The sequence below is a fragment of the Tropicimonas sp. S265A genome (assembly GCF_049800835.1).
Classification (GTDB): Bacteria; Pseudomonadota; Alphaproteobacteria; order Rhodobacterales; family Rhodobacteraceae; genus Dinoroseobacter.
This window is the reverse complement of sequence record NZ_JBNAFU010000005.1, coordinates 12,054-25,819: the sequence shown is the minus strand read 5'-3', so window position 1 is coordinate 25,819 and position 13,766 is coordinate 12,054. Positions and strand designations below refer to the sequence as shown.

Sequence of the window (13,766 nt, the reverse complement as noted above, 5' to 3'; positions counted from 1 at the left end):
TGAGGCCCCCGCTTGGTATTCAAGCGCCGTGATAAACGTCCGATCTGGAAGATCGCACTGGAGAGCCTTTGGCCCCGGGGTGGCTGGGGGCGTGCGGCCTATTACATCAAACATCGGGTTCAACGGCTGCCGGACGCGCCGCATCGGATCGCACGGGGCATTTTTGCGGGCGTTTTCACCGCCTTCACACCGTTTTATGGTCTGCACTTTGTCATCGCGGCGCTTATTGCCCGGGCCATGGGCGGCAATATGTTCGCGGCGCTCTTTGGGACCTTCATTGGCAATCCGCTGACTTATATCCCGATCGGCGTGATCTGCCTGAAGGTCGGGCACTATATTCTCGGAACCGAGTTCGATGAGAATGTGGATCAGTCGCTGGTCGGCAAGTTCAACGACGCCATGGCGGACCTCTGGTACAATTTCCACGCGCTCTTTACGGACGCAACCGCTGACTGGTCCAACCTGTCACGATTCAATAACGAGGTTTTCTTTCCCTATCTCGTCGGGGGAATCCTGCCTGGTCTGGTTGCCGCCACGATTTGCTACTATTTGAGCCTTCCGGTGTTGCAGGCGTACCAGAAACGGCGGCGCGGGCGGCTGAAGAAGAAACTCGAAGCGCTGCGCGCGCAAGCCGATGCGAAGCCAAAACCTATTCCGGGGGCTGACGAAGCGGGCCGCGCGCCCTAACTTGCGGCTCTGGAGGGTTATGCCATGAGTATCACCGATTTCCTGGGCCCATTGCGGCTGGGGGTAAACATCGACCACGTTGCCACGGTCCGAAACGCGCGCGGGGGGGGCGTGCCCGACCCGGTCCGTGCCGCTGTGCTTGCGCAATCCGCGGGCGCGGACGGAATTACGGCGCATCTGCGCGAAGACCGCCGCCATATCCGGGACGACGACATCGAACGCCTGATGGCGGCGCTGCACATCCCGCTGAACTTTGAAATGGCCGCCACGGATGAAATGCAGGCCATCGCGCTGCGGCACAAGCCGCACGCCGTGTGCATTGTTCCCGAGCGGCGCGAGGAGCGGACCACCGAAGGCGGACTCGAAGTTTCAAAAGACCAGAACCGACTGAGCGATTTTGTCGGCCCCTTGGCCGAAGCCGGCGCGCGCGTGTCGCTGTTCGTGGCGGCGGTTCCCGAGCAGATCGAAGCCTCCGCACGCGTGGGCGCTGCTGTCGTGGAACTGCACACCGGAGCCTATTGCGACCACCATGACGCGGGTGACTTCAAGGCGCGTGATGCAGAACTTGCCCGAATTGCCGAAGCCGCGGCGCAGGCACACGCGCTGGGTCTGGAGGTTCATGCCGGACACGGTCTGAGCTATGGATCGGTCGCGCCGGTCGCAGCGCTTCGGGAAGTGGTGGAACTGAATATTGGCCACTTTCTGATGGGCGAGGCGATTTTCAGGGGCCTCCCGGACGCGATGGCTGAAATGCGCCGCCGTATGGATGCGGCCCGCGTCACGGAAGCGGCATGATCATCGGGATCGGTACGGATCTGGCGAACATCGAGCGGATCGAAGGCACGCTCGCGAGGTTTGGCGACAGGTTTCGAAACCGTGTCTTTACCGAACGTGAACAAACCCGTGCGGAGAATCGCGCCAACGCGCCGGCCACCTATGCAAAACGGTGGGCCGCGAAGGAGGCCTGCTCCAAAGCGCTCGGAACGGGGTTGCGCATGGGCATCGCGTGGAAGGACATGGCGGTCAGCAATTTGCACACCGGCCAGCCGATCATGCATGTCACTGGCTGGGCGAAAGCACGCCTGGAACAGCTGACCCCGCCAGGGCACGAAGCGGTGATCCATGTCTCTCTGACCGATGACCATCCATGGGCACAGGCGTTTGTGGTCATTCACGCGCATCCCAAGCAAGTCACCCGCACGCTTCCTTGACTCCCCCCCGCGCGGGGACCATGAAGCGGGGGCAAAACGGCAGGCAGGATCCCAGGCATGGCAACCACCGAAAAAGTAGAGAGCGGACTGGTCGAAACGGTCAAGACGGTGGTCTATGCTCTCTTGATCGCGGGTATCTTTCGCACCTTGTTCTTCCAACCTTTCTGGATCCCGTCCGGCTCAATGAAAGATACGTTGCTGGTTGGGGACTTCCTGTTTGTGAACAAGATGGCCTACGGATACGCGCAGGTTTCGTGCCCGTTCTCCATCTGCCCTATTCCGGGCCGAATTCTCGGGTCCGAGCCCGAGCGCGGTGACATCGTGGTTTTTCGCCATCCGGTGAACGGATCGGACTTCATCAAACGTGTTGTCGGGCTGCCGGGCGATACGGTTCAGTTCCAGGGCGGGCGCATGATCTTGAACGGAGAGCCCGTTCCACTGGAGCCCGCTGGCACCTTCGAGGAGGTGTTCGCCCGGCAGGGTCCGATCGGCCATTATCCACGGTGCAGCAACGCACCGGTGGGCGAAGGTGGTATATGCGAAAAGGAACGCTTCACCGAAACACTGCCCGGCGGTGTCAGCCACTCCGTCCTCAACATCGAGAGCAGCTTTGGCGATGACACGCCGGTGTTCACGGTTCCGCAGGGCCATTTCTTTTTTGTTGGTGACAACCGGGACAACAGTCAGGACAGCCGATACTCGCAAGCTGTAGGCGGCGTCGGGTTCGTCCCCTTCGAAAATCTGATCGGTCGGGCAGACCGGGTCATCTTCTCGTCCGCCGGCAAGCGCATGGTCTATTTCTGGACCTGGCGCGGCGACCGTTTCTTCAAGGCTCTGGATTGAAGCTGTCATCGGAACTCTCCGCGTTTTCCGCGAAGTTGGGGTATGCGTTTTCCGAGCCCGACCTTCTGATACGCGCGGTCACCCATCCGTCCCGCAGTTCCGGCGTGCGGTCCGACAATCAGCGATTGGAATTTCTGGGCGATCGCGTTTTGGGGCTGGTCATGGCCGAGGCCCTGCTCGAAGCCGATTTGGACGCCCCCGAAGGCAGCCTCGCCCCGAGGTTCAACGCGCTCGTGCGCAAGGAAACCTGCGCCAGCGTCGCGCGCGAGATTGGTCTGGGCGACGTATTGCGCCTCGGCCGGTCCGAAATGAAAACCGGTGGACGGCGCAAGGATGCAGCCCTCGGCGATGCGGTGGAAGCCGTGATCGCGGCGGTCTATCGCGACGGTGGTTTCGAGGCCGCAAAGGACGTTGTCTTGCGACTGTGGGGTGACCGCATTCACCGGGTCGAGGCCGATGCCCGGGACGCGAAGACCGCCTTGCAGGAGTGGGCGCAAGCTCGCGGGATGACGCCCCCGCGCTATGTGGAGCTTTCGCGGTCCGGTCCGGATCATGCGCCGGAGTTCACAATAGCCGCTGAGCTTGAAACGGGGGCCAAGGCACAGGCCTGCGCGGGCAGCAAGCGCCAGGCAGAGCAGGCCGCTGCAAGCGCGCTGCTCGAACAACTGGAGAAAAGCGATGCCTGAACGGCAGACCAAAGCCGGGTTCGTTGCGTTGATCGGCGAACCCAATGCCGGCAAGTCTACGCTGACCAACGCCATGGTCGGCGCCAAGGTGTCGATCGTGACGCACAAGGTGCAGACCACGCGAGCCCGCATCCGCGGTGTCGCGATAGAAGGGGATGCGCAGTTGGTGTTCGTCGACACGCCCGGTCTCTTTCGCCCACGACGTCGTCTGGATCGCGCGATGGTTGCAGCCGCATGGGGCGGAGCAGCGGATGCCGACATCGTGGTGTTGCTGGTTGAGGCGCATCGGGGCATCACCGATGGTGTGCGCGCCATTCTGGACGCCCTTTCGGAACGCACCTCGCCGAAACAAACGGTGGCGCTTGCCATCAACAAGATCGATCGAGTGAAGTCCGAAGTTCTGTTAGAATTGTCATCCAGCCTCAACGAAGCCTATCCATTCGCGCAGACGTTCATGATCTCTGCCGAAAAAGGTTACGGTGTCGACGACCTGCGCGGGTGGCTTGCAGAAACACTGCCTGAAGGTCCATGGCTCTACCCCGAGGACCAGATCGCCGACATCCCAATGCGCATGCTGGCCGCCGAGGTGACACGCGAGAAACTGACCCTGCGGCTGCATCAGGAATTGCCTTACCAGCTTACGGTGGAAACCGAGAAATGGGACGACCGCAAAGACGGGTCCGTCCGCATTGACCAGCTTATCTACGTCGCCCGCGATGGCCATAAGGGCATCGTTCTGGGCAACAAGGGCGAGACGATCAAAGGTGTCTCGGTCGCGGCCCGCGAAGAGCTTGCCGAATTTCTGGGGCGTCCCGTGCACCTGTTCCTTCAGGTCAAGGTCCGCCCGAACTGGCTCGAAGAAAAAGAGCGGTTCGAGGAGATGGGTCTCGATTTTCGTGACGGGTCGTCCTGAGCCATGACGGCGCGGCTGGCGTCTGGCCTTTGGGTGCAGGCCTACATGATGCGCTGTCAGATCGAAGGAATTGCAGTTTATGTCGAGGCGCGAGGGGATGCCACCGCGGGCGCGGTGATCGTGAAACAATGCACGTTGGACGGACGGGCCTGCGCATACGAGCGGCGGTATGACATCCTGCGTGACACCCGATCCTGGGAGGTTCTGGTCGAAGGTCCGGAGGCCGAGGTGGATGCAGCACTTCAGCGGGCGCGGGCGCGCGACCCGGACCTCTGGATCGTTGCGGTTGAAGATCGCGCCGGGCGCCATTTGCTGGATGCACCGGGTCTCGACGGCTAGCGCCGCTTGCCGGGCGCGCAAGCCTTCGGCAAGACTGGTCGTGCAAGAAACAAGCGAGGCACGCGTGATCCAGTGGCGCGAAGAGGGTATTTTGCTATCGGTCCGCCCGCATGGTGAGACCTCGGCCATCCTCGATGTTTTCACGCGCGAGCATGGTCGCCATCGCGGCGTTGTCCGAGGGGGCGCATCGCGCAAGTTGACGCCTGTCCTGCAACCGGGCGCACAACTCGATCTGACGTGGAAGGCGCGTTTGGACGATCATCTGGGCGCTTTTACGGTTGAGCCTGTCAAAGGGCGCGCAGCGAGCGTGATGTCGGACCGCTTGTCGCTGGCGGCGATGACCTCGGTTCTAGTTCTGACGGGCTTCGTGCTGCCCGAACGTGCACCCTACGCGGATCTTTATGCGCAGACCGAGGCGCTGCTCGACGCACTGGCCGACGGAGTCGGCTGGTTGCCCGCCTATCTGGATTGGGAACTGGCCCTGCTGGCCGAAATGGGGTTCGGCCTTGACCTTTCGGCCTGTGCCGTGCGCGGCGTGAACGAGGATTTGAGTTTCATCAGTCCGAAGTCGGGGCGCGCGGTCAGTCGTCAGGGGGCTGGTGCCTGGGCGGACCGCTTGCTGCCACTGCCACAGGTGATGCTGGGCGGACCCGCAGACTTGGCCGGCGTGCGCGACGGCTTGACCACGACCGGTCACTTTCTGACCCGCAAGCTTGCACCGGCTCTTGGGGATCGGCCTTTGCCCGAAGCCCGTGCACGCTTTGTCGATCTGCTGTCCCGGCGGGCGCAGGCGTGATGCCTACGAAAAAGCCCCGCGCGCTGCACGGGGCTTTCGTCATCAAGTATGCTTCTGTTAGCCCAGCAAGCGTCGCGCAATCACCTGGGCCTGAATTTCGCCCGCACCTTCAAAGATGTTCAGGATGCGCGCGTCACACAGGATACGGCTGACCGCATACTCCAACGCAAAGCCATTGCCGCCGTGAATCTGCAGCGCGTTGTCGGCCGCAGCCCAGGCCACCCGCGCGCCCAACAGCTTGGCCATACCGGCCTCCACATCGCAGCGTTGGCCGTGGTCCTTCTCCCACGCGGAGAAATAGGTCAGCTGCCGCGCAATCATGATCTCGACCGCCATCATCGCCAGCTTGCTGGATACGCGCGGGAACGCGATCAGCGACTTGCCGAATTGCTTGCGGTCTTCGGCATATTGCATCCCGACATCCAGCGCCGACTGGGCGACGCCGATCGCGCGGGCCGCGGTCTGGATGCGGGCAGATTCGAAGGTCTCCATCAATTGCTTGAAGCCCTTACCCTCTTCCTGACCCAGCAGGTTTTCGCCCTTCACTTTGAAGTCGTCGAAGTTGACGGTGTATTCCTTCATCCCGCGATAGCCGAGAACCTCGATCTCGCCGCCGGAAATGCCCGGATCCTGCCATGGCTGCTCGTCGGTGCCGGGCGTCTTCTCGGCCAGGAACATCGACAGCCCTTTGTAGTTGTCGGTGTCCGGAATCGTCCGCGCCAGAACAGTCATTACATGGGTGCGCGCAGCGTGGGTGATCCATGTCTTGTTGCCGTTGATGATCCAGTCACCGTTTTCGTCCTTTACCGCTTTCGTGCGCAATGCGCCGAGGTCGGAGCCGGTATTGGGTTCGGTGAAAACGGCAGTGGGCAGAATTTCGCCCGAGGCCAGACCCGGGAGCCATTTTTCCTTCTGCTCCTGCGTGCCGCCAGCGATCACCAGCTCCGCAGCAATCTCGGACCGCGTGCCGAGCGAACCGACGCCGATATAGCCGCGCGACAACTCCTCGGAAACCACACACATGGAGGCTTTGGACAATCCCAGCCCGCCGAATTCCTCGGGGATCGTCAGGCCGAATACACCCATCTCCGCGAGTTCCTCGATGATCTCCATCGGGATCAGTTCGTCTTTCAGGTGCCATTCGTGGGCGTCGGGCAGAACGCGATCGACCGTATAGCGGCGGAACTGCTCCCGGATCATCTCAAGTTCTTCGTCAAGACCGGTCGCGCCAACGGTGATTTCAGCAGACCGCTCCTGCATCAACTCGACCAGACGCGTGCGGGCTGCGAGTGTGTTTGCCGTTTGGGTCAGTGTCATGACCGCATTGTCCATCAGAACACTCTGGTCTTCCTGGCTCAGGCCCAGATCCTGAAGGCGTACGATCTCGCCCTGGTTCATGGGAATGCCACCGTAAATCTGCCAGAGGTACTCCCCGAACGCGATCTGGTGGATCAGCTTCTCGACCTCGCCGAACTTTCCATCCTCGTTGAGGCGCTCGGCCCATTTTTGCATCTGACGCAGGGATTCGACATACGTTGCAAGCCAGGCGAGGCCATGCGCCGCCGTCTGGTCCGCCTCAAGCGCAGCGCCCGAAATCCGGCCGTCAATCGTGAAGCGATCCTTAAGCTTCGCGACGGCGATTTCCAAAATCTTTTCCGCCGGGGCAACAGCCGCACCGGTCAACTCAAGCAGGTCGGGGAGGACCGTCGTCTGGGCCTCTGTCAGGGCAATGTCCTGTCCATCATGGGGCATTCTACGTCTCCAGTTGTCGTGATCTCGACCGGGATAGGGTCTTTGCAACCGCAGCGCAAGAAAAATTCGCGCACGCGGCAATTTGCGAAGGATTATAACCCGCCGCTAGGGCGAATAGGGTCTTAGGCAACACCAAATTGCACCTTTCAAAGGTCCACGCCATGCGTCCGATCGGAGCGGCTCCAAATGCTGCGGTGCAGTGTACCCGCCTCGAATCGGTGCGACTTGCGGTTCCCACAGCCCGGGGATAAGCGCTAGGCAGGGAGCTTGCCATGGAAATACTGTTGTCCGTGTCCGAAGGCACGTTGCTGTTTCTTCTGTTCGTCGCCGTCTTTGCAGGCATCGTGAAGGGCGCCGTAGGTTTTGCGATGCCACTCGTAATGATGTCTGGCCTTTCCGCAGTCTTGCCAGTGCCGATCGCGCTTGCGGGTCTGATCCTGCCAACGCTGGTCATGAACGTATGGCAGGCGCTGCGCGGTGGGGTGGGCGCGCTTTGGCGCGCAACGCAGAAGTACTGGCGCCTGCTGAGCATCGTTTTGGTGTTCATATTCTTGTCAGGGCAGTTGGTCGTGGCCCTGCCCGAGGCATTGTTGTCGGCGATGATCGGGGTGCCCATTACCTTCTACGCAGCCAGTCAGTTGCTTGGATGGCGGCTGCGTGTCGCGCCTCGCCATCATCGTCGTGCCGAGGTGGGTACGGGCATCGTGGCAGGTTTCTTCGGAGGCTTCAGCGGCATATGGGGACCGCCCATCGTGGCGTATCTGACGGCTTTGGACACGCCAAAAGCCGAACAGGTCCGCGCGCAAGGTCTTCTGTACGGGATGGGCAGCGTCGCGTTTCTGATCACGCACTTGCGCACTGGCGTACTGACAGGCATCTCGCTCCAGTTCTCGGCCGCGTTGCTTGTCCCTGCGGCCATCGGCATGGCGGTCGGGTTCTGGTTGCAAGACAAGATGGACCAAGCGCGGTTTCGCCAGGCGACCATGGTGTTGCTTCTGGTTGCGGGGCTCAACCTGATCCGGCGATCACTTATGTAAGCGCGAGGGTCCGCTCGCGCAGCCATTCCATGAACCCGCGCGGGTTGTCTTTCCACTTGGCGATGTCAGCGTCGGATATCTGCGTGCCCACCACCGGAGCCTGCGGCTTATTCAACGCATGGACCACCTCGTAGATCAGCAAACCCTGCCGCAGTACCGGGGAGATCTGGTTGGCGATCTGGTACCAGCGCGAGTTCTGTCCGGGGAAGTGCACTGGCACGACCTTGGCACCGCTGCGCTGGATCATTTTGGCGGTGAACGGGTTCCATTCACGCTCGATCGCTGGCCCGAACATCGTCTCTGAGGCTGCCACCACACCCGAGGGGAACACGACGACACAGCCCCCTCCGGCCAGATGGGCCATGGCCTGCTTGCGCATTTCGAGGTTCTTCTTCAACGCATCGGCTTCGTGCGGGAACGGCACCGGGATCATGAACTCCCGGACCTCGTCGACATCCGTCAGAAGCGACCGGGTCAGGATCTTGTAGTCGGTCCGCACGCGCCCGATCAGATCTGCCATGATCATGCCATCCACCAACCCGTGCGGATGGTTGGCGACGATGATTGTCGGGCCCGAGGCTGGTATGCGGGCGATCTGGTCTTTCGGCGTGGTCAGCTCGATGCCCATGATATCCAGAGCCTGGCGCCAGAAGGCCTGACCGTGCGGGACGCCTTGCCGCTCGAAGATGCGAATCAACCTGAGGAGGCGCAACTTCCCAGTGAGCATCTCGATGCTGCGGATAATGGCGGCGGCGCGTGGGTCCGTGAACGTTCGGGCATACGACAGGTTGCGCCCGTCATAGGGCTCTGCCTCGGGCGCGCTGACGCTCTGAGCGATACTGTCGGTCACGGAGGCTCCCTTGTTCCTGATCTGAACCGCAACATGCGGATCAGTCTCTTGCGCGCCTGCGCTAGAAGTCCTCGCCGAAGCGGTTTGCAACCAACGATTCAAGGGCTGCTGCCAATTGCTGGGCTGCAGGTCCCTTGGTCTCGACTTGTATTGACGTGCCCTTGCTCGCGGCCAGCATCAATAACCCCATGATCGAGTCACCCGACGCCGACAGGCCGTCTTTCTCGACCTCCGCGCTGGCGTCATAGGCTTCAACGCACTCGACGAATTTTGCCGAGGCTCGCGCGTGAAGACCCTTTTCGTTCACAATCATCAGTTCCTGGCGGATCATCTGATCTCCCTTCTCAGACCGTTCCGTCAAAGCTGTTTATATACTTGCGACCCGCTTCCAGAGAAACCCTAACTGCATCGGCCAGGGGTTCTTGACGCGATTTTGCCAGTTTGATCAGCAACGGCAGGTTGGCCCCGTAAACGATTTGGCGGTTTTGCGGTGTGCAGGCCCGCAGGCTCAAGTTCGATGGGGATCCGCCGAACATGTCCGTGACAACCACAACGCCCTGGCCCTGATCGACGTCATCCGCCGCGGCGCAAATCTCGGCCTGTTTCGCCTCGCGATCACAATCATCGGCAATTGCGATCGCGCGAACCGCCGCCTGCTTGCCAACCACATGCTCGACCGCTGACAGGTATTCCCGTGCAAGTCCGCCATGCGCGACGATGACAATCCCGATCAATTGGCCTCCTACACGCGGTCCTTGCCGCTTGCGCCCCGGCTTTCAAGTTCCCGATGTCGTATAGACACCCCCCAGCCGTCCGCAGCAAGGGCTGCCGCCAGCTTTTCGGTCAATGTGACACTGCGATGCTGCCCCCCGGTACAGCCAAAGGCAATTGACAGGTGGGATTTTCCTTCCGCCGTGTAAGCCGGAAGCAACAACCGGGTCAGCGACAGGATGTGATCGTAGAACGCGCTGAAACGAGGGTCCGCCATCACGTAAGCCGCAACCGCGTCCGAGCGGCCATCCAGTGCGCGCAAATCCGCCTCCCAATAGGGGTTTTGCAGGAACCTGACATCAAAGACCATGTCCGCACTGCGTGGGACCCCACGCTTGTAGGAGAAAGACTGAACCGAAACTGCAAGACGGGTTTGATCCGCACTGCCAAACCAGCGCGCCAGTTCCGCGCGCAGGTCATGGGGACTCATTTCCGAGGTATCGATCAGCATATCGGCCCGCATCCGGACCGGCCCCAGAACGTTTGCCTCCCGTCGAATGCCGTCGATCGGGCTTTCGGCCGGTGCAAGCGGATGACGTCGGCGTGTTTCCGAGAACCGCCTGAGCAGCTTGTCGTCCTGACAGTCCAGGTAGATCAATTCCGCCTTGACCTTCTCGCTATCGCGCAGGTCGTCCAGCAGATCAAGCAGACCGGCAACGCTGAAATCCCGGGTGCGTACATCCAGACCCAGCGCGATCGGGCGGGTCAATGGAGACCCATCGAGCAGACGGGGTACGAGCGACAGGGGGATATTGTCGATCGCCTCGAACCCCATATCCTCCAACCCGCGGATGGCGGTTGTACGCCCGGCGCCCGAGGGTCCGGTGACAAGCACCAGCCCCACGCGCTTGTCGCGCGCGCGGTCCGTTGGGGGCGGCATACTGATGTCATTGGGCGGCATGCTCAGGTCCTTCGGCGTTTCGCGGTCATTCCGCCAACCCGTGTTTTAGATATTGCAGGATGGCGGCGGGAAAATGCGGCCCCTCTATTTTGTGAAGGCAAGGCAGGTCCACGCCAAGAATTGACACGACATGCGCCTCTGGCAGCCGGTCGATTTCAGGCCGGTCCAGGTCCACCACCAGCGCAACGGGGGCCGCCGGTGCTGCGTCCGCGCGCAGGATGCCGACCCCGCGCGCCTCGATCAAACCGGCGATGTTGGGGGCCGCGCTGGCCATAATCTGCCCGTGTTCTCGCAAGATGCGGGTGCGGTCGTCACAGATCAGACCGGCGCCAAGCGCGACCAACTGAAGGCCGAGCGTGGATTTCCCGCTGCCGGCCGCACCGGTCAACAACGCTGCACAGCCGTTTACTGCAACGGAGGTCGCGTGAATGATTTGCTGCGTCGGCTTTGGGATATGGCCGTCGGACGCGGTCATGGGTCAGAGTGGCAGGCCAACCACGAAACGAGCGCCGAGCGGTTCCGAGGTCGGGTCCATGACCGTGGGGCGAATGTTCTCCGCCCAGATCACGCCGCCATGCGCCTCGATGATTTGTTTCGAGATGGCGAGGCCGAGCCCGGAATGATTGCCGAACTGGCGCTCGGGGCGCTCGGAATAGAAGCGCGTGAAAATCTTTGTCAGCGCCTCTTCCGGAATGCCGGGACCCGTATCTTCGACAACGACGAGCACGCGGTTGTCGCGCTGTCGCGCCCAAAGGCGCACGGCATCACCTTTCTCGCAGAACGAAATCGCATTGCCCAAAAGGTTCACGAACACCTGCGCCAGGCGCGGTTCCAGCCCTTGCACGATCACTGGCGTATTGGGCATGTCGGCGATGAAATCGATGCCTTGGCTGGCGGCCTCTTCGGTATGATAGTCGGTGAGGTTGCGCAGCATCTTGATCAGATCGAACGCCTCCTCTTCCTCCTTGACCAGTTCGCTGTCGAGGCGGGATGCGTTGGAGATATCGGAAACGAGCCGGTCCAGGCGGCGCACATCATGGTCGATCACGTCCAGCAGCTTGGCGCGCTGGTCTTCGCGTTTTGCCATACGGAGCGTGCCGGTCGCAGACCGCAGCGAGGCGAGAGGGTTCTTGATTTCGTGCGCGACGTCCGCCGCGAATTGCTCGTTGGCATCAATTCGGTCGTAGAGCGCTGAAACCATCCCACGCAGCGCCCCCGACAACCGCCCGATTTCGTCCGGTCGGCCTGTCAGGTCCGGAATACGGACACGGCCCGGGCTCATCTTGCGGGCGTTCCGATCGCGCCCCAGTTCAGCAGCGGCGGCAAGGTCGGACAGCGGGTTGGCGATGGTGCCCGCCAGAACAAGACTCAACCCGATCGAGACTAGCAGGGCGACGATGAACATTTGCAGGAACTGTTCCCGCTCGCGCTGGACAAGCGTGTCGATCTCGCCCGAGGCCGTGGTCAGGGCCACAACGCCGACAACCTCGCCGTCGATCAGGATCGGAGTGCCGACAGCGAAGATCTGATTTCCTGCCGGATTTATGGAGTTTTCGATCGACGTCACACCTGTCATCGCGCCGTCGAACAAGCTGCGCGCCTGTTGTTCTCCGGACATCAGAACGGGCAACGTCTCGCGCCCGACAAGCTTGGCGATCCCCTCCCACACTGCGTTCAGACTGTCCGTGATGATCGTGGGGCGCGGCCTGTCCGCCTGCGTAGAGGCTGCCCATTCGGAACGTCGGGCACCTTCAGCGCGTGCCAGCGTTTCGCCGTTTGCGTCAAAAACGAACAACTCGAGGGAGGGTGCAAGATCCAGGTTGGCGACAAGCCGCGGCACGTCCAACTCGGCCAGCGTCTTGTTTTGGGACCTATCCTCCGACACCGCTTCGAGCACATCCGCGATCAGATGGGCCTCGAACACCAACCCCTGTTCGCGCTGAAACACCAGACTGTCCCGGAACGGGTTCAGGTACAGAACGCCCGCAACCAGAACAACGAGCGCCATGAGGTTGAAGGTGATGATCTTCCGCGCAAGCGGGGAACTGTTAATGGAAAGCACCCGCTTTGACTTGCGGGCGCTTTGCAGATCCGGATCACGCGCTGCTACGCTGTCGACCCAATCCTCCCCAAGCTCCACATCAGGTGGCTTGGAGCGACGTTTTCTTGATGGCTCAGACTCAGTCGCCAAATTCATTCTTCGTTATACTTGTACCCAATGCCGTACAGAGTTTCGATTGCCGTGAACGTGTCGTCCACAGACCGCATCTTCTTGCGCAGGCGCTTGATGTGGCTATCGATCGTACGGTCGTCTACATAAACTTGGTCATCATACGCCACATCCATCAGTTGGTCACGGCTTTTTACAAAGCCAGGGCGCTGCGCGAGCGCCTGAAGCAGCAGGAATTCCGTGACTGTCAGGGCCACGTCCTTGCCTTTCCAGGTCACAGCGTGGCGCAGTGGGTCCATGCTGAGGTTGCCGCGGGTCAGCACCTTGCTTTCATCGACCTCACCGGCCTCGGTGCTGGCAATGGCTTCCTGGCGACGTAGAAGTGCCCGGATCCGCTCGACCAGCAGGCGTTGCGAGAACGGTTTCTTGACGTAGTCGTCAGCGCCCATGCGAAGGCCGAGGACCTCGTCGATCTCGTCATCCTTCGATGTCAGGAAAATAACGGGCATCTTCGATTTCTGGCGCACCCGCTGGAGCAGGTCCATGCCATCCATCCGGGGCATCTTGATGTCAAAAACCCCAAGCTCAGGCATCCGGCGGCTGAAAGCATCCAGCGCCGACTGGCCGTCGTTGTAAGTCTCAACCTCGAAACCTTCAGCCTCCAGCGTGATGGAAACGGAAGTCAGGATATTCCGGTCGTCATCGACCAACGCGATCCGCGACATGGGCGAATTCCTTATACTGCTGCGGCCTGCCAGTTATTTTTATGGCAGAACAATGAGTCCTCGGGCCCTGAGAATCAACTCAATT

The 13,766-nt window shown here is 61.2% G+C and carries 17 protein-coding genes; 9 read left to right on the top strand and 8 right to left on the bottom strand.

From position 1 onward, the window contains the following. The first annotated feature begins 12 nt into the window (after window positions 1-12). From ACP15N_RS13140 to recO, 8 genes are all read left to right on the top strand, one after another. Window positions 13-687, top strand: coding sequence for a DUF2062 domain-containing protein (locus tag ACP15N_RS13140; protein WP_425092765.1), 675 nt, complete (start codon window positions 13-15; stop codon window positions 685-687). A gap of 24 nt (window positions 688-711) precedes the next feature. Further along, window positions 712-1,482, top strand: coding sequence for a pyridoxine 5'-phosphate synthase (locus ACP15N_RS13135; protein ID WP_425092764.1), 771 nt, complete (start codon window positions 712-714; stop codon window positions 1,480-1,482). Then, entirely contained in the window at window positions 1,479-1,898 is a 420-nt protein-coding gene (acpS, locus tag ACP15N_RS13130; RefSeq protein ID WP_425092763.1) for a holo-ACP synthase, read from the top strand. The genes ACP15N_RS13135 and acpS overlap by 4 nt, the downstream gene beginning before the upstream one ends. Window positions 1,899-1,955: 57 nt before the next feature. After that, window positions 1,956-2,741 (top strand): signal peptidase I, encoded by a 786-nt coding sequence (lepB, locus tag ACP15N_RS13125; protein ID WP_425092762.1) that lies wholly within the window; start codon window positions 1,956-1,958, stop codon window positions 2,739-2,741. Beyond that, window positions 2,738-3,427 (top strand): ribonuclease III, encoded by a 690-nt coding sequence (gene rnc, locus ACP15N_RS13120; RefSeq protein WP_425092761.1) that lies wholly within the window; start codon window positions 2,738-2,740, stop codon window positions 3,425-3,427. Before lepB ends, rnc begins: the two co-directional genes overlap by 4 nt. Further along, the gene (era, locus tag ACP15N_RS13115; protein ID WP_425092759.1) at window positions 3,420-4,340 is read left to right on the top strand and encodes a GTPase Era; all 921 of its coding nucleotides are present in this window, start codon (window positions 3,420-3,422) and stop codon (window positions 4,338-4,340) included. The genes rnc and era overlap by 8 nt, the downstream gene beginning before the upstream one ends. Before the next feature lie 3 nt (window positions 4,341-4,343). Beyond that, window positions 4,344-4,679, top strand: a complete 336-nt coding sequence (locus tag ACP15N_RS13110) for a DUF1491 family protein (RefSeq protein ID WP_425092758.1) — start codon at window positions 4,344-4,346, stop codon at window positions 4,677-4,679. A gap of 64 nt (window positions 4,680-4,743) precedes the next feature. Further along, complete coding sequence (recO, locus tag ACP15N_RS13105) at window positions 4,744-5,475, top strand: DNA repair protein RecO (protein WP_425092976.1); 732 nt, start codon at window positions 4,744-4,746, stop codon at window positions 5,473-5,475. A 57-nt stretch (window positions 5,476-5,532) separates the two neighbouring features. On the opposite strand, the gene ACP15N_RS13100 is transcribed toward recO, so the two are convergent. Continuing rightward, window positions 5,533-7,227: an acyl-CoA dehydrogenase family protein gene (locus ACP15N_RS13100; protein ID WP_425092756.1), complete on the bottom strand. Its 1,695-nt coding sequence runs from the start codon at window positions 7,225-7,227 to the stop codon at window positions 5,533-5,535. A gap of 272 nt (window positions 7,228-7,499) precedes the next feature. On the opposite strand from ACP15N_RS13100, the gene ACP15N_RS13095 reads away from it, so the two are divergent. Then, window positions 7,500-8,264, top strand: a complete 765-nt coding sequence (locus ACP15N_RS13095; RefSeq protein ID WP_425092755.1) for a sulfite exporter TauE/SafE family protein — start codon at window positions 7,500-7,502, stop codon at window positions 8,262-8,264. On the opposite strand, the gene ACP15N_RS13090 is transcribed toward ACP15N_RS13095, so the two are convergent. The 7 genes from ACP15N_RS13090 to ACP15N_RS13060 all read right to left on the bottom strand — a co-directional run bounded on the left by ACP15N_RS13090 (window position 8,257) and on the right by ACP15N_RS13060 (window position 13,681). Next, a complete protein-coding gene (locus ACP15N_RS13090; protein ID WP_425092754.1) occupies window positions 8,257-9,114 on the bottom strand; it encodes a lysophospholipid acyltransferase family protein in 858 nt (285 codons plus the stop codon). The two genes, ACP15N_RS13095 and ACP15N_RS13090, sit on opposite strands and share 8 nt — an antisense overlap. A 61-nt stretch (window positions 9,115-9,175) precedes the next feature. Further along, complete coding sequence (locus ACP15N_RS13085; RefSeq protein WP_425092753.1) at window positions 9,176-9,445, bottom strand: HPr family phosphocarrier protein; 270 nt, start codon at window positions 9,443-9,445, stop codon at window positions 9,176-9,178. A gap of 13 nt (window positions 9,446-9,458) precedes the next feature. Continuing rightward, window positions 9,459-9,848: a PTS sugar transporter subunit IIA gene (locus ACP15N_RS13080; protein WP_425092752.1), complete on the bottom strand. Its 390-nt coding sequence runs from the start codon at window positions 9,846-9,848 to the stop codon at window positions 9,459-9,461. 8 nt (window positions 9,849-9,856) lie between these two features. Beyond that, window positions 9,857-10,765, bottom strand: coding sequence for an RNase adapter RapZ (gene rapZ, locus ACP15N_RS13075; protein WP_425092975.1), 909 nt, complete (start codon window positions 10,763-10,765; stop codon window positions 9,857-9,859). A gap of 46 nt (window positions 10,766-10,811) precedes the next feature. Next, window positions 10,812-11,261 carry an HPr kinase/phosphorylase gene (locus tag ACP15N_RS13070; protein WP_425092751.1) on the bottom strand — a complete coding sequence of 150 codons (450 nt, stop codon included), beginning with the start codon at window positions 11,259-11,261 and terminating at the stop codon, window positions 10,812-10,814. Between the two features lie 3 nt (window positions 11,262-11,264). Then, window positions 11,265-12,983 carry a sensor N-terminal transmembrane domain-containing protein gene (locus tag ACP15N_RS13065; protein ID WP_425092750.1) on the bottom strand — a complete coding sequence of 573 codons (1,719 nt, stop codon included), beginning with the start codon at window positions 12,981-12,983 and terminating at the stop codon, window positions 11,265-11,267. After that, window positions 12,980-13,681 (bottom strand): response regulator transcription factor, encoded by a 702-nt coding sequence (locus tag ACP15N_RS13060; protein WP_425092749.1) that lies wholly within the window; start codon window positions 13,679-13,681, stop codon window positions 12,980-12,982. Before ACP15N_RS13060 ends, ACP15N_RS13065 begins: the two co-directional genes overlap by 4 nt. Window positions 13,682-13,766 lie beyond the last annotated feature (85 nt).